At 71.7% G+C, this 18286-nt stretch carries 17 protein-coding genes, 1 pseudogene and 1 riboswitch; of the genes and pseudogenes, 6 read left to right on the top strand and 12 right to left on the bottom strand.

From position 1 onward, the window contains the following. From BLW82_RS16405 to BLW82_RS16415, 3 genes are all read right to left on the bottom strand, one after another. Positions 1-1557, bottom strand: coding sequence for an ABC transporter substrate-binding protein (locus tag BLW82_RS16405; protein ID WP_093508083.1), 1557 nt, complete (start codon positions 1555-1557; stop codon positions 1-3). Positions 1558-1767: 210 nt separating this feature from the next. Then, positions 1768-3015 carry a metallophosphoesterase gene (locus BLW82_RS16410; protein ID WP_093499510.1) on the bottom strand — a complete coding sequence of 416 codons (1248 nt, stop codon included), beginning with the start codon at positions 3013-3015 and terminating at the stop codon, positions 1768-1770. Between the two features lie 29 nt (positions 3016-3044). Continuing rightward, positions 3045-3284, bottom strand: coding sequence for an SCO4848 family membrane protein (locus BLW82_RS16415; RefSeq protein WP_093508084.1), 240 nt, complete (start codon positions 3282-3284; stop codon positions 3045-3047). 91 nt (positions 3285-3375) lie between these two features. On the opposite strand from BLW82_RS16415, the gene BLW82_RS16420 reads away from it, so the two are divergent. After that, positions 3376-4638 (top strand): D-alanyl-D-alanine carboxypeptidase family protein, encoded by a 1263-nt coding sequence (locus BLW82_RS16420; RefSeq protein WP_371131347.1) that lies wholly within the window; start codon positions 3376-3378, stop codon positions 4636-4638. Here the strand turns inward: BLW82_RS16420 and BLW82_RS16425 are convergent. The 4 genes from BLW82_RS16425 to BLW82_RS16440 form a co-directional block, all read right to left on the bottom strand. Beyond that, positions 4586-5491: a YihY/virulence factor BrkB family protein gene (locus BLW82_RS16425; protein ID WP_093499512.1), complete on the bottom strand. Its 906-nt coding sequence runs from the start codon at positions 5489-5491 to the stop codon at positions 4586-4588. The genes BLW82_RS16420 and BLW82_RS16425 overlap by 53 nt on opposite strands. Beyond that, the gene (locus tag BLW82_RS16430) at positions 5479-5904 is read right to left on the bottom strand and encodes a GtrA family protein (RefSeq protein WP_093499513.1); all 426 of its coding nucleotides are present in this window, start codon (positions 5902-5904) and stop codon (positions 5479-5481) included. Before BLW82_RS16430 ends, BLW82_RS16425 begins: the two co-directional genes overlap by 13 nt. Further along, positions 5901-6770 (bottom strand): decaprenyl-phosphate phosphoribosyltransferase, encoded by an 870-nt coding sequence (locus BLW82_RS16435; protein WP_256216212.1) that lies wholly within the window; start codon positions 6768-6770, stop codon positions 5901-5903. The genes BLW82_RS16430 and BLW82_RS16435 overlap by 4 nt, the downstream gene beginning before the upstream one ends. A gap of 154 nt (positions 6771-6924) precedes the next feature. Beyond that, positions 6925-7425: a phosphatase PAP2 family protein gene (locus BLW82_RS16440; protein ID WP_177232970.1), complete on the bottom strand. Its 501-nt coding sequence runs from the start codon at positions 7423-7425 to the stop codon at positions 6925-6927. A 139-nt stretch (positions 7426-7564) separates the two neighbouring features. On the opposite strand from BLW82_RS16440, the gene BLW82_RS16445 reads away from it, so the two are divergent. Beyond that, positions 7565-8920, top strand: a complete 1356-nt coding sequence (locus BLW82_RS16445; RefSeq protein WP_093499516.1) for a decaprenylphosphoryl-beta-D-ribose oxidase — start codon at positions 7565-7567, stop codon at positions 8918-8920. 25 nt (positions 8921-8945) lie between these two features. Beyond that, a complete protein-coding gene (locus BLW82_RS16450) occupies positions 8946-9701 on the top strand; it encodes a decaprenylphospho-beta-D-erythro-pentofuranosid-2-ulose 2-reductase (protein WP_093499517.1) in 756 nt (251 codons plus the stop codon). 55 nt (positions 9702-9756) lie between these two features. On the opposite strand, the gene BLW82_RS16455 is transcribed toward BLW82_RS16450, so the two are convergent. The 3 genes from BLW82_RS16455 to BLW82_RS16465 form a co-directional block, all read right to left on the bottom strand. Next, the gene (locus BLW82_RS16455; RefSeq protein WP_093499518.1) at positions 9757-10335 is read right to left on the bottom strand and encodes a 2'-5' RNA ligase family protein; all 579 of its coding nucleotides are present in this window, start codon (positions 10333-10335) and stop codon (positions 9757-9759) included. A 130-nt stretch (positions 10336-10465) separates the two neighbouring features. After that, positions 10466-11479: a tryptophan--tRNA ligase gene (gene trpS / locus BLW82_RS16460; protein WP_093508085.1), complete on the bottom strand. Its 1014-nt coding sequence runs from the start codon at positions 11477-11479 to the stop codon at positions 10466-10468. A 143-nt stretch (positions 11480-11622) separates the two neighbouring features. Continuing rightward, complete coding sequence (locus BLW82_RS16465) at positions 11623-13077, bottom strand: glycine hydroxymethyltransferase (protein WP_093499519.1); 1455 nt, start codon at positions 13075-13077, stop codon at positions 11623-11625. 32 nt (positions 13078-13109) lie between these two features. Continuing rightward, a riboswitch (ZMP/ZTP riboswitch) is annotated at positions 13110-13200 on the bottom strand. Between the two features lie 104 nt (positions 13201-13304). On the opposite strand from BLW82_RS16465, the gene rocD reads away from it, so the two are divergent. Beyond that, positions 13305-14510 (top strand): ornithine--oxo-acid transaminase, encoded by a 1206-nt coding sequence (rocD, locus tag BLW82_RS16470; RefSeq protein WP_093499520.1) that lies wholly within the window; start codon positions 13305-13307, stop codon positions 14508-14510. A gap of 75 nt (positions 14511-14585) precedes the next feature. Here rocD and BLW82_RS16475 read toward each other — a convergent pair whose 3' ends face one another. Next, positions 14586-15776: a glutathionylspermidine synthase family protein gene (locus BLW82_RS16475; RefSeq protein ID WP_093499521.1), complete on the bottom strand. Its 1191-nt coding sequence runs from the start codon at positions 15774-15776 to the stop codon at positions 14586-14588. Between the two features lie 7 nt (positions 15777-15783). Further along, positions 15784-16128, bottom strand: coding sequence for a hypothetical protein (locus BLW82_RS16480; protein ID WP_093499522.1), 345 nt, complete (start codon positions 16126-16128; stop codon positions 15784-15786). A 267-nt stretch (positions 16129-16395) separates the two neighbouring features. On the opposite strand from BLW82_RS16480, the pseudogene BLW82_RS16485 reads away from it, so the two are divergent. Next, positions 16396-17334: pseudogene (locus tag BLW82_RS16485) on the top strand (hydrolase); the annotation flags it as partial. A gap of 118 nt (positions 17335-17452) precedes the next feature. After that, the gene (locus BLW82_RS16490; protein WP_093499524.1) at positions 17453-18280 is read left to right on the top strand and encodes a DMT family transporter; all 828 of its coding nucleotides are present in this window, start codon (positions 17453-17455) and stop codon (positions 18278-18280) included. Positions 18281-18286: the final 6 nt, after the last annotated feature.

The following is an 18286-nucleotide window of genomic DNA, read 5'->3' on the forward strand; positions in this document are numbered from 1 at the left end:
TCAGATCCAGTTCAGGCTCCACAGGCGGAAGATGCCCGTGCTGTCCGTGAGGTACTGGGCCCCGCCCACGTCCTCGCTGCTGAGGACGTAGTCGGTGCGCTGCCACAGCGGGATCAGCGGGACCTCGCTCGCCACGTCCGTCTGGACGGTCCGGAAGTCCTGGTCGGCGCGGCTGCGGTCGGCGTACCGCTGGCTGTCCTGGAGAAGGCCGTCGACGGCCTTGTTGCTGTAGCCGGTGCTCATCACGGAGTCGCTGCCGACCAGGGAGGCGCCGAAGGTGTCCGGGTCGGGATAGTCGGCGACCCAGCCGACCGCCCAGGCGTCCATCTTCCCCTGGGCCCACGACTTCTGGAAGTCGGTCCACTCGTAACCCTTGACGTCGACCTTGAACAGGCCGCCCACCTCCAGCTGCTTCTTCAGCGCGGCGGCCTCCTCGGCTCCCGCGCCGTGGCCGATGCCGTAGCCGAAGGTGAACTCGACGGGCGTGCTGACGCCGGCCTCCGCCAGGAGCGCCTTCGCCTTGGCGACGCTCTGGGTCGGGTAGGTGTCGAAGAAGGACGTGGTGTGGCCGGTGAGGCCGCTCGGGATCAGCGAGTACAGCGGCTGCACCGTGCCGTAGTACACCGACGAGGCGAGCTGCTCGCGGTCGACCAGCCAGGCGAGGGCCCGGCGGACCAGGACGTCGTGCAGGGGCGATTTCTTGCGGGTGTTCAGGTACAGGTTGCGGGTCTCGGAGCTGTCCGACTCCAGGACGCGCTGGTCGGGGTCGCTCGGCGAGAGCTTGGAGACCATGCCGGGCGGCAGCGTCCGGGTCGCCACGTCGACCTGCTTGGCCTTGTAGGCGGCGGCGAGCTTGGCCGAGTCGGCGTAGTAGTGCAGCTCGACGGGGCGGCCGGTGCCGCTCAGCTCGCCCTTGTAGGTGCCGTTGGGCCGCAGGGTCGCCTGCTTGTCCTTCGTGTACGACGTCAGGGTGTACGGGCCGGTGCCGTCCACCGAGTTGTCGGTGCGCAGCTTGTCCGCCGGGTACTTGTCCTTGTCGACGATCGCGCCGGCGCCGGTGGCCAGCTTGAACGGGAACGTCGCGTCCGCGGACGCCAGATGGAAGGTGACGGTCTTGCCGGAGGCGGTCACCGAGCGGAGCGTCGAGAGCAGGGGGGCCGGACCGACATCGGAGTTGATCTTCTTGACCCGGTCGAAGGAGTACTTCACGTCCTCGGCGGTCATCGTCCGGCCGCTCGGGAAGGTGATCCCGTCGCGCATCACGCAGCGGTACGTCCGCAGGCCGGAGTCCGTGAAGTCACAGCTCTGCGCCGCGTCCGGGACCGGCTGGACACCGCCGGGCGCGAAGGTGAGCAGCGTCTGGAAGACGTTGTTGAACAGCGCCCACGAACCGGCGTCGTAGGCGCCGGCCGGGTCGAGCGAGGTGACGGCGTCGGTCGTGCCGACGGTGATCGTCTTGTTCTTGTTCTCCTGCGACGGCAGCAGCTGCCAGCCGCCGATCCCCACGACCGCCAGAACGACGAGTGTCACGAGAATCCGCATGCGAACAGATCGCATGGTCGGTGCCCTCCCCAGGACCAGCACGGGTCCGTTCCAGGCCCTGCCCAGGCCCTCCACAGATGTCACTCCCCTAAGTGACGCGGCTCACCTAATCACAGGTGTTTCATGTGGGGGAAGAGCGATCTGACTAGATGAGGAAGAACTTACCGATGGCTTGTTTCCGCCGGATTTCACAGCTCTTCCACAGTGTGTGCGACGCGGTCCCGGTCAGGCCTGCAGCGACGCGAGTTCGATGACCGTGATGTCGGAGGGGGCGCCCACGCGGGTGGGCGGACCCCAGGCGCCGGCGCCCCGGGAGACGTACAACTGGGTGTCGCCGTAACGGTCCAGACCGGCGACGGTCGGGTTGGCCGCCGCCGCGATGAGGTTGCCCGGCCAGAGCTGGCCGCCGTGGGTGTGGCCGGAGAGCTGGAGGTCGACGTGGTGACGGACGGCCTCGTGGATCTGGACGGGCTGGTGGGCGAGGAGCACGCAGGCGCGGGCCGGGTCCCGGCCGGCCAGGGCGCGGTCGAAGTCGGGGCCCTGGCCGGTGCTCTCGCCGGCGATGTCGTTCACCCCGGCGAGGTCGAAGTGCGCGAGTTCGGTGCGGGCGTTCTCCAGGGGGCGCAGTCCGAGGGTGCGGACCTCCTCGACCCACTGCGGGGCGCCGGAGAAGTACTCGTGGTTGCCGGTGACGAAGTAGCTGCCGTGGCGTGCGGAGAGCTGGGCCAGGGGGGCGGCGGCGGGGCCGAGGTCCCGCACGCTGCCGTCGACGAGGTCGCCGACGACCGCGATCAGGTCGGGCTGGGTGGCGTTGACCGTGTCCACGACGCGCTGCGCGAAGCCCCGGCCGAGGACGGGGCCGAGGTGGATGTCGCTCACGACGGCGATGCGGTAGCCGTGGGCGGCGCGGGGGAGTTTGGCGAGGGGGACGGTGACGCGTTTCACGCGGGGGCCGCGCAGGACGCCGTAGGTTCCGTAGCCGACGGTGGCGGTGGCGGCGGTGGCGGCCGCGCCGCCGATGACGCGGGAGACGAAGAGGCGGCGGGTGGGGGCCGCCCGGGTCGGCTGCCGGGTACGGGTGAGTTGTTTGAGGGGGCCTTCTGTTCGTGCTGACAGTTGCTCGCCGTCGTGGCTGGTCACGCAGTTCCCCGCGCCCCCTTCGGGGCGCGTCGGCAGGCGGCCCGGGAGTGGCCGTATCGCTTCCCCCGCCACCACCGCCAGCAGCAGGTACAGCGAGAGCACCATCCACAGGAAGCCCGGCCAGGCCAGCACCCGCTGCAGGAGGAACGGGGCGTGGCCCAGCTCTGCGAACAGGGCCGCGAACATCGTCGCCGGGCCGACGACGAACAGGGCCGTCCCCAGCCGGCGCGGCCACCCCCACCCGGTCGTCGTCTCGCGTACCAGGCGGCGCCAGAGGTACCCGTACAGGGCCGTCACCACGGCCAGGGCGAGGAGCCCGAAGACGATGATCACCCTGCCGTGCCTCTTCCCTGGCCTGTTTTCTATGACGTACGGCGCAGTGCGCGGACTCCGCGCAACCCGATGACCCCGATGACCGTCCCCAATACGAAGGACACGACGGCCAGCGTCAGGTGGATCCAGAAGTACGCCGTGGGATGCCCGTTGTCGAAGGCGAGACCGCTGCCGTCCTTGACGAGGTTTTTGACGAAAGTGATCCAGATGAACCAGCTCCACACCCCGAAGGCGAGCAGGAACCAGGAGACCGGACGGCTGAGCTTCATGGGTTCAGTATCTCCGGCCGCTGTCCGGTTCCGGTTCCGGGGTGGAGTCGGTGACGGGACTTCGCCCTCCGTGGCAGGTACGTTCTCGTCCGTGCCCGCTCCGAAGCCGAAGGCCAGCCGCGTGCTGCTGGTCGCCTCCGCCGCCCTGCTGTCCCTGTCGTCCACCGCGCCGGCCGCGCTCGCCGCACCGACTCCGTCCACGACCCCGTCGGCGACTCCCCCGGCGGGCATGTCGACGGTGGGCGGTGCCCGGCTCGGGCAGCCCGGTACCCAGGTGAACCTGGCCGCCGGGGTGCCGGTGCTGCCGAAGGACGTCACGGCGCGGTCCTGGATCGTCTCCGACGCAGAGTCGGGCGAGGTGCTCGCCGCGCACAACGCGCACTGGCGGCTGCCCCCGGCGAGCACCCTGAAGATGCTGTTCGCGGACACCGTGCTGCCCCGGTTCCCGAAGACGACCCCGCACAAGGTGGTGCCGGCCGACCTCGCCGGCATCGGCGCCGGTTCCAGCATGGTCGGGATAAAGGAGGGCCAGACCTACACGGTCCACGACCTCTGGCTCGGGGTGTTCCTGCGCTCCGGCAACGACGCGGTGCACGTGCTGTCGGCGATGAACGGCGGGGTCGAGCAGACCGTCAAGGACATGCAGGACCACGCGGACGAGCTGCAGGCGCTGGACACCCACGTGGTGAGTCCGGACGGGTACGACCAGCCGGGGCAGGTGTCGTCGGCGTACGACCTGTCGCTGTTCGCGCGTTCCGGGCTGCAGAAGAAGGACTTCCGGGAGTACTGCTCGACCGTGCGGGCCAGTTTCCCGGGCGACACGACGAAGAACGCGAAGGGCAAGCCGGTCCGCGGGTCCTTCGAGATCCAGAACACCAACCGGCTGCTGAGCGGCGACACCGACGTCCCGGTGTACCAGGGCATCGCGGGGGTGAAGAACGGCAACACCACCAACGCGGGCGCCACCTTCACCGGGGTCGCCGAGCGGAACGGCCGGGTGCTGCTGGTCACCGTGATGAACCCGGAGAAGAAGGAGCACAACGAGGTCTACAAGGAGACCGCCAAGCTCTTCGACTGGGGTTTCCAGGCGGCCGGCAAGGTGACTCCGGTGGGCGAGCTGGTGCCGCCCAAGGGAGCCGCGACCTCCAGTGCGTCGCCGCGGGCCACCGCCGCGGGCAAGGACGACGGCGCGAGCGCGAAGCCGGTGGCCGCCGCCTCCGCGAACGGCTCCGGCGGGGTCGGGGTGGCGCTGGGGATCGCGGGCGGCGTGGTGGTGCTGCTGGCGGGCGCCGCGTTCGTGGTCAACCGCCGTTGGCCGCTGCCGGATCTGGTGCGCCGGCGGACTCGTCCCTGAACTCGGCGGTGGTCTCCTCCGCCGTCCAGGCGGCGCAGTACAGGACTATCTTGGCCGTGAAGTTGATCCACAGCAGCAGCGCCACCGGGACGCCGAACGCGCCGTACATGCTCTTCCCGGCGATGCCCTGGATGTAGCCGCTGAGCAGCAGCTTGAGGAGTTCGAAGCCGACCGCGCCGATCAGGGCCGCGACCAGCAGGCGGCGGCGCGGTGGTTCGACGCCGGGCAGCAGGGTGAGGACGTAGAGCAGGAGCAGGAAGTCGGCCACCACGGCGACGAGGAACGCGGCGATGCGCAGGAGCAGGCTGCCCCAGCTGTGTTCGGCGATGCCGAGCTGGCGGCCCGTCCAGCCGACCGCCGCCGAGGCGATGGTGGAGACGGCGACCGTGACGAGCACGGCGCCGCCGAAGCCGATCAGGATGACGCCGTCCTTGGCCTTGGCGAGGATCGGGTTCTCTTCCTTGTCGGGCAGCTGCCACACCGCGCGCAGGCAGTCCCGCATCTGCCCGACCCAGTTGATGCCGGTGAACAGCAGGACGGCACCGGCGATGAGACCGACCGTGCCGGCGTTCTGCACCAGGGAGTGGATGTCCAGCTGGTCGGAGATGCCGGGCACCTGGTCGGCGATCTTCTTCTGCAGGTCCTGCTGCTGCGACGCGCTCAGCGTGGCGGCGCCGATCGCGGCGCCCACGGTCAGCAGCGGGAAGAGCGAGACGAAGCTGATGAAGGTCATGGCGGCGGCCAGCCGGGACCACTTCACCCGGTCGAGCCGCTCGTACGACCGCCACGCGTGCGTCGTCATCAGCCAGCCCACGAGGGGGCCGACGACGGGGAGTTTTCTCAGCCAGTCCATGATCCGACTCTGCCCCCTCCGCGGAACACCAATGTGCGGGTACCCCAGAAGCGCAGGAGCGTAGCCAGCGCCATGCCGACGACCGCGCCGGAGACGGTGTCGGCGCGTTGCGAGGTGAGGCCGAGTCCGTAGTGGCTGACGGCGAGGCAGAGCAGCTGGACCAGGGCGCCGGCGAGGTTCACGGCGACGAAGACGGCGTAGGCCCGTGCCCCGGTCGCACGGGTGTGGCGGTAGGTGCCGCGGGCGTTGCCGAGGTAGGCGACCGTGCAGCCCGCCACGAAGGACAGGGACTTGGCGGTGAGCGGGTCGAGGGCGGCCGGGCCGCGCAGCAGGCTGAAGAGGCCGAGGTCGGCGGCGTAGGCGAGCAGGCCGACGGTCGCGAAGCCGATCAGCTCGCGCGCGGGCGGGGTCACCAGTGGGCCACCGCGAGGCCGTACATGGCCAGCCAGGCCAGGCCGATCAGGGCGAGGGCGCGGTCGCGCAGGACGACGTCCTCGGGCTCGCCCGCGGTGCCGCGGTCGGCGAAGACGGCGTACCGGAGGATCGCCAGGATGAAGGCGACCATGGACAGCTGGCGCCAGGGCAGCAGGCCGGTGGCGGGCCCGTCGTGGCCTTCGAGGGCCCACAGGCAGTAGGCGAGGACGGCGACTCCGGCGGCCAGCTGCCAGACGAAGCGAAGGTAGCCGGTGGTGTACTCGGTGAGCAGCGCGCGCGTGGCGCCCGCTTTTCCGGCCATCTGCACGGCCTCGGAGTAGCGCTTGGCGGCCACCATGAAGAGTGCGCCGAAGCCGGTGGTGATCAGGAACCAGCGGGACAGCGGGATGCCGAGGGCGATCCCGCCGATCATCGCCCGCATCAGGAAGCCGGTGGTGACGACGGCGAGGTCGACGACCAGGACGTGCTTCAGGGCGACGCAGTACGCCAGTTGCATGCCCAGGTAGGCGGTCAGCAGGACCGGGACCAGGGGCGGGGTGAGCCGGGCCGCGAGCAGGGGGGCGAGGACGGCCAGGAGACCGCCGGCGGCGTAGGCGACGGGGACCGGGACCTGGCCCGCGGCGACCGGGCGGCGGCACTTCACGGGATGGGCGCGGTCGGCCTCGGCGTCCCGGGCGTCGTTGATCAGGTAGACGGCGGCGGCGCAGGCCGTGAAGAGGGCGAAGGTCAGGGCGAGGCGGCCGAGCGCGGGCACCGAGAAGAGGCGCCCGGCGGCGGCCGGGGCGGCGACGACGAGGGTGTTCTTGACCCACTGCTTGGGGCGGGTGGTCCGCAGCAGGCCCATGACGAGGCCGCCGGGGGTGACCCGCGCGCGTGCCGGTGCGTGGGCCCGGAAGGGGTGGACGCGCTGTCCGTGCAGAGTCGTTTCAGCGAGCCCCTCCGCGCGACCCTCCGCCGGTGCCGTGCCGGCGGCCTCCTGCGCGGCGGCGTGCGCGGTCTCAGTCACGGCCGCCTCCGCTCATCCAGCGTGCCCCGGCGCGGGCCGTGAGCGCCCCGAGGGCCGCGCCCGCCGCCACGTCGGTCGGGAAGTGCACGCCGACGACGAGCCGGGACAGGCACATGGCGGCCGCGAGCGGCGCCAGGGCGGGGACCCCGAGCGTGCCGAAGGCGACGGCGGCGGCCGCCGCGGAGGTGGCGTGCGAGCTGGGGAAGGAGTGCCGGCCCGCGGTGTGCATCCGGGGCCGGACGTGCGCGGGGCGGGCCCGGCGTACGACCCGTTTGACGCCCATGCTGCCGAGGTGCGCGACCGCGACGAGCGCCGTGCCGCGCAGCCAGGCGCCGCGCCGCGCGCCGTCCACGGCGGCCCCGGCGAGGCCCGCCGCGAGCCAGAGCGCGCCGTGCTCACCGGCGAGGGAGAGACCGCGCGCGGCCGACGCGACGCGTGGATCGGCGCCGCAGGCGTGCAGTGCGGAGAGGATCCGGTGGTCCATGTCGTCCATTGGACTCACTGTTCACCTTCACCCCGCCAAAGCTACGACCGTATTGAGCGACATTCGGATAATCACCCGTTTCGGGGAGTCAGGCGATCTCCCGTGGCCAATAGCGCTAATTGCCCATACCGGGCGTTACGGTCACCGTATGTCTGGAGAGACCGTCCCCGTCACCGGCTGGGGCCGCACCGCCCCCACCGCCGCCCGCCTGATCCGCCCCCGGACCTACCAGCAGGCGGCGGACGCGATCCGGAACTGCGGGGCGCGCGGCGGTATCGCGCGGGGCCTCGGGCGGGCCTACGGCGACGCGGCGCAGAACGCCGGCGGTGCCGTGCTCGACATGACGGGCCTGGACCGCGTCCACGCCATCGACGCCGACGGCGGCACCGTGCTGTGCGACGCCGGGGTCTCGTTGCACCGCCTGATGGAGGTGCTGCTGCCGCTCGGCTGGTTCGTCCCGGTGACCCCGGGGACCCGCCAGGTGACGGTGGGCGGCGCGATCGGCGCCGACATCCACGGCAAGAACCACCATGTCTCGGGATCGTTCTCCCGGCACGTGCTGTCCTTCGAGCTCCTCACCGCCGACGGCCAGGTCCGCACGGTGAGCCGCGGCACCCCGCTGTTCGACGCGACGGCCGGCGGCATGGGTCTGACCGGAGTGATCCTCACGGCGACCGTCCGCCTCCTCCCCGTCGAGACGTCGTACATGTCCGTCGACACCGAACGCGCCACCGACCTCGACGACCTGATGGCCCGTCTGACCGGGACCGACCACCGCTACCGCTACTCGGTCGCCTGGATCGACCTGCTGGCGCGCGGGGCGGCGACCGGGCGCGCGGTGCTCACCCGCGGCGACCACGCGCCCCGGGAGGCGCTCGCCGGGAACCGCCGTGCCGGGCGTGCCCCGCTGGCCTTCCGCCCCCGCGAGCTGCCACCCGCCCCGGCCTTCCTCCCCGGCGGCCTCCTCGGCCGCACCAGCGTCGGCCTCTTCAACGAGCTCTGGTACCGCAAGGCGCCCCGCGCCCGGATCGGCCAGCTCCAGCGCATCTCCGCGTTCTTCCACCCCCTGGACGGCGTCCCGCACTGGAACCGCGTCTACGGCCGGGCCGGCTTCGTCCAGTACCAGTTCGCCGTCGGACACGGCCAGGAGGCCGCCCTGCACCGGATCGTGGCCCGGATCTCCGAGCGCCGCTGCCCGTCCTTCCTGGCCGTCCTCAAGCGCTTCGGCGAGGCCGACCCCGGTTGGCTCTCCTTCCCCGTGCCCGGCTGGACCCTCGCCCTCGACATCCCCGCCGGGCTGCCCGGCCTCGGCACCTTCCTCGACGAACTCGACGAGGAGGTCGCGGGCGCCGGCGGCCGCGTCTACCTCGCCAAGGACGCCCGGCTCCGTCCCGACCTGCTCGCCGCGATGTACCCGCGGCTCGCCGACTTCCGCGCCCTGCGCGCGGAGCTGGACCCGCGCGGAATCCTCGTCTCCGACCTGTCCCGCCGTCTCGGTCTCTAGTCCTCCTCCAGCCCAAGGAGTTGCCGTGAAGGACGCCTTCGGAATGCCCCAGTCCCTGCTCGTCCTCGGTGGTACGTCGGAGATCGCGCTGGCCACCGCGCGCCGGCTGATCGCCCGCCGCACCCGCACGGTGTGGCTGGCCGGCCGCCCCTCCCCCGGCCTCGAACAGGCCGCCGAGCAGCTGCGCGCCCTCGGCCCCGACGTCCACACCGTCCCCTTCGACGCGCTCGACCCCGAGTCGCACGAGACGGCCCTCGGCAAGGTCTTCGCCAACGGCGACATCGACCTGGTCCTGCTCGCCTTCGGCATCCTCGGCGACCAGGCCACCGACGAACGCGAACCGGTGAACGCCGTACGCGTCGCCCAGACCAACTACACGGGTGCCGTCTCGGCGGGCCTGGTCGCCGCACGGGCCCTGCAGACCCAGGGCCACGGCTCCCTGGTCGTCCTCTCCTCCGTCGCCGGCGAACGCGCCCGCCGCGCCAACTTCATCTACGGCTCCAGCAAGGCGGGCCTGGACGCCTTCACGCAGGGCCTGGGCGACGCGCTGCACGGGACGGGCGTGCACGTGATGGTCGTACGGCCGGGTTTCGTCCGGACGAAGATGACCAGAGGCCTGGCGGAAGCCCCGCTCGCCACCACCCCGGAGGCGGTGGCGACGGCGATCGAACTGGGCCTGCGCAGGCGCTCGGAGGTGGTGTGGGTACCGGGGGCGCTGAGGGTGGTGATGTCGGCGCTGCGGCACGCCCCGCGGTCGGTCTTCAGGAGGCTGCCGATCTGAAGCGCCCCGTCAGGGGCGCGCGGAGCCGCGCGACCGGCCCCCACCGGCCCACGGGCTACCGACTGGCGATGGATCCCCGCTCCACGTGCCCCACCTGAGGCGGCACGACAGCGCCCCCGAACACGTAGTCACGCAGCTTCCGCCACACCCCGTCCGCACCCTGCTCGTACAGCGCGAACCCGGTACAGGGCCACTCGGCCTCGTAACCGGCCAGGTCGGCGAACGCCCGGTCCATGGCGGCCTCGTCGATCCCGTGAGCGACGGTCACATGAGGGTGATACGGGAACTGCAGGTCCCTGGCGAGCGGCCCCGCCTCGTCGCGCACCCGCGCCTGGAGCCAGGCACATTCCTCGGCCCCCTGGGCGACCCGGACGTAGACCACCGGCGACAGAGGCCGGAACGTACCCGTACCGCAGAGCCGCATCGGGAAGGGCCGCCCCGCCTCGGCGACCTCGCCGAGGTGTGCCTGAACCTCGGCCAGCTTCTCTTCGTCGACCTCGGTCGGCGGCAGCAGGGTCACGTGCGTGGGGATGCCGTGGGCCGCGGCGTCGCCGAAGCCCGCGCGCCGCTCCTGGAGCAGGCTGCCGTGAGGCTCCGGGACCGCGATCGACACGCCGATCGTTACGGTCCCCACGTCATCTCCCGTCGGTCGTGATGGGCGGACACATGTCGGGTTCGTACCCGGGCGTCCGGCTATCGACTGTACGGCCACGGCCGCCTCCCGGGCAGCCGTGACCGAAGTGATGTGCAGCGCTTCGCCCCGCTCAGTGCTTGGCGGGCAGGAAGCCGACCCTGTCGTAGGCCTGGGCCAGGGTCTCGGCCGCGACGGCACGCGCCTTCTCGGCACCCTTGGCGAGGATCGAGTCGAGGGTCTCCGAGTCGTCCAGGTACTGCTGGGTGCGCTCCCGGAACGGGGTGACGAAGTCGACCATGATCTCGGCGAGGTCCGTCTTGAGCGCGCCGTACATCTTGCCCTCGTACTCCTGCTCGAGATCGGCGATCGACTTGCCGGTGAGCGTGGAGTGGATGGTGAGCAGGTTGGAGACGCCCGGCTTGTGCTCGGCGTCGTAGCGGATCACGGTGTCCGTGTCGGTGACCGCGCTCTTGACCTTCTTCGCGGTCGCCTTCGGGTCGTCCAGCAGGTTGATGAGGCCCTTCGGCGTGGACGCCGACTTGCTCATCTTGATCGCCGGGTCCTGGAGGTCGTAGATCTTCGCCGTCTCCTTGAGGATGTACGGCTTCGGGATGGTGAAGGTCTCGCCGAACCGGCCGTTGAAGCGCTCGGCGAGGTCGCGGGTGAGCTCGACGTGCTGGCGCTGGTCCTCGCCGACCGGGACCTCGTTGGCCTGGTAGAGCAGGATGTCCGCGACCTGGAGGATGGGGTACGTGAACAGGCCGACGCTCGCGCGGTCGGTGCCCTGCTTGGCGGCCTTGTCCTTGAACTGGGTCATCCGGCTGGCCTCGCCGAAGCCGGTGAGGCAGTTCATGACCCAGGCGAGCTGGGCGTGCTCCGGGACGTGGCTCTGCACGAAGAGGGTGCAGCGGTCCGGGTCGAGACCGGCCGCGAGCAGCTGGGCGGTGGCGAGCCGGGTGTTGGCGCGCAGGTCGGCCGGATCCTGCGGGACCGTGATCGCGTGCAGGTCGACGACCATGTAGAAGGCGTCGTGGGTCTCCTGGAGGGCTACCCACTGGCGGACGGCGCCGAGGTAGTTGCCCAGGTGGAACGAGCCGGCGGTGGGCTGGATGCCGGAGAGCACGCGGGGTCGATCAGAGGCCATGTTCACCATTCTCTCAGAGGGTGAGGGTGGGAACGGCCCCTCGGGTGAGGGGTGGTTTCGGGGCGCGGGGGACCGCGGGTCGCGTGTCGTCGCTCGCGCAGTTCCCCGCGCCCTTCACGGGGCGCCGCCCCCTACGGCGTCGATCAGCCGAGGTCGATCTCCGGGTACAGCGGGAAGCCCGCGACCAGGTCCGTCGCGCGCTGGGCGATCTCCGTGGAGACCTTCTCGTCCAGGACGTGCGATGCCTTGCTCGGCGCTCCCGACTTCGTCGTGCCCGGCTCGGTCGCGGTCAGGACGCGGTCGATCAGGCCCGCGACCTCGTCCATCTCCGCCGTACCGAGGCCGCGGGTGGTGAGGGCGGGGGTGCCGACGCGGATGCCGGAGGTGTACCAGGCGCCGTTCGGGTCGGCGGGGATCGCGTTGCGGTTGGTGACGATGCCGGAGTCGAGGAGGGCGGACTCGGCCTGGCGGCCGGTGAGGCCGTACGACGTCTCGACGTCGATCAGGTTGAGGTGGTTGTCGGTGCCGCCGGTGACCAGGGTGGCGCCGCGGCGCGTCAGGCCCTCGGCCAGCGCGCGCGAGTTGTCGACGATCCGCTGGGCGTAGTCCTGGAAGGCGGGCTGCCGGGCCTCGGCGAGGGCGACCGCCTTGGCGGCCATGACGTGCGGGAGCGGGCCGCCGAGGACCATCGGGCAGCCGCGGTCGACCTGGTCCTTGAGGGAGTCGTCGCACAGGACCATGCCGCCGCGCGGGCCGCGCAGCGACTTGTGGGTGGTGGTGGTGACGATCTGGGCGTGCGGGACCGGGTCGAAGTCGCCGGTCAGGACCTTGCCGGCGACCAGACCGGCGAAGTGGGCCATGTCGACCATCAGCGTGGCGCCGACCTCGTCGGCGATCTCCCGCATGATCCGGAAGTTCACCAGCCGGGGGTACGCCGAGTAGCCGGCGACGATGATCAGCGGCTTGAAGTCGCGGGCCTGGGCGCGCAGCGCGTCGTAGTCGATCAGGCCGGTGGCCGGGTCGGTGCCGTAGGAGCGCTGGTCGAACATCTTGCCGGAGATGTTGGGGCGGAAGCCGTGGGTGAGGTGGCCGCCGGCGTCCAGGGACATGCCGAGCATCCGCTGGTTGCCGAAGGCGTGGCGCAGCTCGGCCCAGTCGGCCTCGGAGAGGTCGTTGACCTGGCGGGCGCCGGCCTTCTGGAGGAAGGGGACCTCGACGCGGTCGGCGAGGACGGCCCAGAAGGCGACCAGGTTGGCGTCGATGCCGGAGTGCGGCTGGACGTAGGCGTGCCGGGCGCCGAACAGCTCGCGGGCGTGCTCGGCGGCGAGCGCCTCGACGGTGTCGACGTTGCGGCAGCCGGCGTAGAAGCGGCGGCCGGCCGTGCCCTCGGCGTACTTGTCGCTGAACCAGTTGCCCATCGCGAGCAGGGTCGCCGGGGAGGCGTAGTTCTCCGAGGCGATCAGCTTGAGCATCTCGCGCTGGTCGTGGACCTCCTGGCCGATGGCGTCGGCGACCCGCGGCTCGACCGCGCGGATCACGTCGAGGGCGGCGCGGTAGGCGATGGACTCGGGGGACAGGGGCGCGGACTTGTCTGACATTCGGGACCTCCGGACATGGCGTTCGGCATTCACGGTTCGGCCCAGGCGCACGGCACTCGCTCACGACGCGGGCCGCTCCCCGATGGTCGGTCCCATCCCAGCGCGCCAGTCACGGCCCGCGGATCACATTACCGGGCACGCCGGGCCCGGGGGCCGTGACGTCCACCAGTCGGGCAGGGGCAGAGGGTAGGAAGGGGGGCGATCCCGCCGCGCCCTCTGGAGTCGCCGTGACCGCTACGGAAGCCCTTGTCGCCACCGCCGACGCGCACAGCGCGCACACCTACGACCCGCTTCCGGTGGTGATCGCGACGGCCGACGGCGCCTGGATGACGGATGTCGAGGGGCGCCGGTACCTGGACTTCCTGGCCGGCTACTCGGCGCTGAACTTCGGGCACGGCCACCCGCGCCTGGTCGCGGCGGCGAAGGCGCAGCTGGAGCGGGTGACGCTGACGTCGCGGGCGTTCCACCACGACCGGTTCGCCGCGTTCTGCACGGAGCTGGCCGAGCTGTGCGGGATGGAGATGGTGCTGCCGATGAACACCGGCGTGGAGGCCGTGGAGACGGCGGTGAAGACCGCCCGGAAGTGGGGGTACCGGGTCAAGGGCGTGCCGGCGGAGAGGGCGAAGGTCGTGGTGGCGGGGGGCAACTTCCACGGCCGTACGACGACCGTGATCAGCTTCTCCACGGATCCGCAGGCACGGGCGGACTACGGGCCGTACACCCCGGGTTTCGAGATCGTGCCGTACGGCGACCTGACCGCGATGCGGGCCGCGGTGACCGAGAACACGGTCGCGGTGCTGCTGGAGCCGGTCCAGGGCGAGTCGGGGGTGATCGTGCCGCCGGAGGGCTACCTGGCCGGGGTGCGGGAGCTGACCCGGGAGCGGGACGTGCTGTTCGTCGCGGACGAGATCCAGTCCGGGCTGGGGCGGACCGGGCGGACGTTCGCGTGCGAGCACGAGGGGGTCGTACCGGACGTGTACGTCCTCGGGAAGGCGCTGGGCGGCGGGGTGCTGCCGGTGTCCGCGGTGGTGGCGAACGCCGAGGTGCTCGGGGTGTTCCGGCCCGGCGAGCACGGCTCCACCTTCGGCGGCAACCCGCTGGCCTGCGCGGTGGCTCTGGAGGTGATCGCGATGCTGCGGACCGGGGAGTTCCAGGAGCGGGCGGCCGAACTGGGGGACCTGCTGCACCGGCGGCTGGCGGAGATGACCGGCAGCGGACGGGTGACGGCGGTGCGGGGGCGGGGGCTGTGGGCGGGGGTGGACGTGGATCCGGAGGCGGGCTCGGGACGGGCGGTGGCGGAGCGGCTGATGGAGCGGGGGGTGCTGGTGAAGGAGACCCACGGGGTGACGGTGCGGGTGGCTCCGCCGCTGGTGGTGGCGGAGGAGGATCTGGAGTGGGGGGTGGAGCAGTTGTGGGCGGTGCTGAGTGCGTGAGGGGGTGCCGCCGAAGGCCTGATGGCGGGTGCCGCCCCGTCGTGGCTCGTCGCGCAGTACCTCCCCCGGCGCCCCTCAGGCAGGCAGAATCACGTGCGGCAGGAAGCGGGCGTAGTCGTCCGTCACCAGGCCCGACGACTCGCGTATGCCCAGGCCCGCCGCCTCCTCCCCCACCACCCAGGCGCCCAGCACCACGTGGTTGCCGTCGAAGGCGGGGAGCGGGGCCAGTTCCTGGTAGCAGCAGGGCTCGTCGCGGACGACGGGCTCCGCGCCCGGCGCGTGGACGCGGACGCCCGCGCCCTCCCGGCCCAGCAGCGGTTTGCTGACGTATCCGCGGGTGGCCGCCAGCTCCCTCGGTCCGTCGAGGTGGGCCGGGAGGAGGTTCGGGTGGCCCGGATACAGCTCCCAGAGGATCGCCAGCAGGGCCTTGTTGCTGAGCAGCATCTTCCAGGCGGGCTCGATCCACATCGTGGTGCCGGTGCCGCCGCCGTTGTCGAGGGTGTCGAGGACGTGGGCGGCGAAGGCGTCAGTGGTGAGCCACTCCCACGGGTAGAGCTTGAAACAGCTGCGGATGAACCGGAGCTCGTTGTCGACGAACCGGCCGGAGAGGCTGTCCCAGCCGATCTCCTCCACGGGGATCCAGTCGGTGGCGAGGCCCGCCTGGTCCGCCGTCTCCTTGAGGTAGGCGACCGTCATCAGGTCCTCGCCGAGTTCGTCGGCGGACGAGTGGGCGAAGTGCAGCGGGGCGCCGGGCGGGAGGAGCGGGGCCTGTTTCCGCCAGGCGGCGACGAGGCGTTCGTGGAGGCTGTTCCACTGGTCGGCGCCCGGGAAGCGGTCCTCCATCCAGAACCACTGCGCCGACGCGGCCTCCACCAGGGAGGTGGGGGTGTCGGCGTTGTACTCCAGGAGCTTCGCCGGGCCGGTTCCGTCGTAGCGCAGGTCGAAGCGGCCGTACAGGGAGGGGAGTTCGGTGCGTCGGTGCCAGGACTCGGTGACGGCCGCCGCGACCTGCGGGTCGGTGATGCCCAGGTCGGCGAAACGATTCTCCTTGACCATCTGGTCCGCTGCCGCCAGGCACATGGCGTGCAGTTCCTCGACGGTCTCCTCCAGCGCCTCCACCTCGTCGAGGGTGAAGACGTAGTAGGCGCTCTCGTCCCAGTACGGGCGCAGGGCGCCGTCGGGGTGGCGGGTGAGCGGGTAGATCAGGCCCTGTTCCTCGACGGTCCGCTGCCAGCCGGGGCGGGGTTCGGTCGCACGGCGTTCCACGGCGCGGTCAGCCGCCGGAGCTGCCGTGCTCGCCGCCGAAGCCGCCCCGCTTGACGCTGTGGCCACCGCCGGAGGAGCCGCCCGAGCCGCTGCGCGGCTTGGTGAAGGAGCCGCCGCTGACCCAGCCGCTCTTCTTCGTGCCGCCGTAGTAGTAGCCCGCGTCGACGGTGGACCTGGCCGAGGTGCAGTTCTTGTCGGAGACGACCTGGTAGCCCTTGGCCGCGGTGTAGCTGTCGCGGTCGACGCAGCGCTTGTCGGGGTCGGCGGAGCAGGAGGTCAGGGCGGCGGCCAGCAGGCCCATGCCGCCGAGGACGACCGTGCCCGAGCGCAGCTGCCGGCGTGCGTCCGCCATGTTCGTTCTCCCCCCGTGCGATGCGATGCCGGGCGAAAGCTTAGACGAGCGGTTTCGAGCCACCGCGGGGCGGTGGCTCGATTGTCATGCACAGGTAAGAAAAGCATGTGAAGTCGCCGGGCTCCGGCCGGCGCGCCACGTCCTGCCGGTAGCGTCCTGCTGCCCGTAGGTGAACGATCAACTTCGGATTCTACGCGCGCAGAACGATTCGTGACGCACCACCCGCACCGCCATCCCTCTCGCCCCCCACCGATGGAGGAATGACAGATGCCCGGCTTCGCCGTACCGCGCCGCACACTCACCACGGCTCTGACCGTGCTCGGCCTGCTCGCCGCCGGTGCCGCCGTCCAGGCCACCGGCGCCGCGACCCCCGCCCACGCGGCCACCACCTACCGCGTCCTGTTCGACGACGGCCACGCCGAGGAGGCCGGCAACGCGGACTGGATCATCTCCACCAGCAAGCCCGACCCGCTCGCCCAGAACTCCTCCCCGTCCTCGGACAAGGACTGGACCGGCGCGCTCTCCTCGTGGGGCGTGGCCCTGCAGAAGACCGGCAGTTACAGCCTGAAGACCGCGACCAGCGCGCTCACGTACGGGGGTTCGTCGACGACCGACCTGTCGAAGTTCGACGCGCTGGTGCTCCCCGAGCCGAACACGCTGTTCACGACCGCCGAGAAGACGGCGATCATGAACTTCGTGAAGAACGGCGGCGGTCTCTTCATGATCTCGGACCACACCGGGGCCGACCGCAACAACGACGGCTACGACGCGGTCGAGATCCTCAACGACCTGATGACGAACAACAGCGTGGACTCGACCGACCCGTTCGGCTTCTCCATCGACTCGCTCGACATCAGTTCCGGCTACCCGGCCGCGATCAGCGACAGCGGCAACGCGGTGCTGCACGGCGGCTTCGGCACGGTCACCAAGAGCCTGATCGCCGACGGGACGACGGCCACGCTGAAACCCTCCGACAACTCCGCCGTCAAGGGCCTGGTCTACCGCAGCGGTTACTCCGGCAACACCGGCGCCTTCTTCGCCACCAGCACCTTCGGCAGCGGCCGGGTCGCCTTCTGGGGCGACAGCTCGCCCATCGACGACGGCACCGGCCAGTCCGGCAACAAGCTGTACGACGGCTGGAACGACAGCGGCGCCACCAACGCCGCCCTCGCCCTCAACGCCACCGCCTGGCTCACCGGCGCGAGCTGACGTCCGGGGACGGCGCCCGGGGAGCGGTTCCGGGGCCGCCCCGGACCCGCTCCTTCTTACCTTTCCTCCCGATCACCGCGGGCCCCTCCCCTACAGTCCCTCTGTGCTCTTCGGAATGGTGTGCGCCCTGGCGGCGGCGATCTGCTTCGGTACGGCGACGGTCCTGCAGGCGGTGGCCGCGCGGGCGGCCGGTGACGGCGCCGGCGGGGAGGCCGCGCTGCTGCTGCGGGCGGTGCGGCAGTGGCGGTACGTCGTCGGGCTGGGGCTGGACGGGCTCGGCTTCGTGTTCCAGATCCTGGCGCTGCGGGCGCTCCCCATCTACGCGGTGAGCGCGGCCCTGGCCTCGTCGCTCGCGGTGACCGCGGTGGTCGCGGCGCGGCTGCTGCGGGTGCGGCTGAGCGGGGTGGAGTGGGCCGCGGTGGGGGTGGTGTGCGCCGGGCTCGCGATGCTGGGGCTGGCGTCGGGCCCGGAGGGCGACCGGGCCGGGTCCACGACGTTGAAGTGGGTGATGCTCGGGACCGCGGTGGGGGTACTGCTGCTCGGCCTGGCCGGCGGGCGGCTGACCGGACGGGGGCGTGCGCTGGTCCTCGGCCTCGGGGCGGGGTTCGGGTTCGGCGTGGTGGAGGTGTCGGTGCGGCTCATCGACACCCTGCGGCCGGCCGGGTTGTTCACCAACCCCGCGGCCTATGCGCTGCTGGTCGGGGGCGGCGGCGCCTTCATGCTGCTCACCTCGGCGCTGCAGCGCGGCTCGGTGACCACGGCGACGGCCGGCATGGTCATCGGGGAGACGATCGGCCCGGCGACGGTGGGCGTCGTATGGCTCGGGGACCGCACCCGGGAGGGGCTGGCCTGGCTCGCGGTGCTCGGTTTCGCGGTGGCCGTGGCGGGGGCGCTGGCCCTGGGCCGGTTCGGGGAGGCGCCGGCCACGGCCGAGGAGGGATGAGCCCGC

The sequence above is a fragment of the Streptomyces sp. Ag109_O5-10 genome, assembly GCF_900105755.1.
GTDB lineage: Bacteria > Actinomycetota > Actinomycetes > Streptomycetales > Streptomycetaceae > Streptomyces.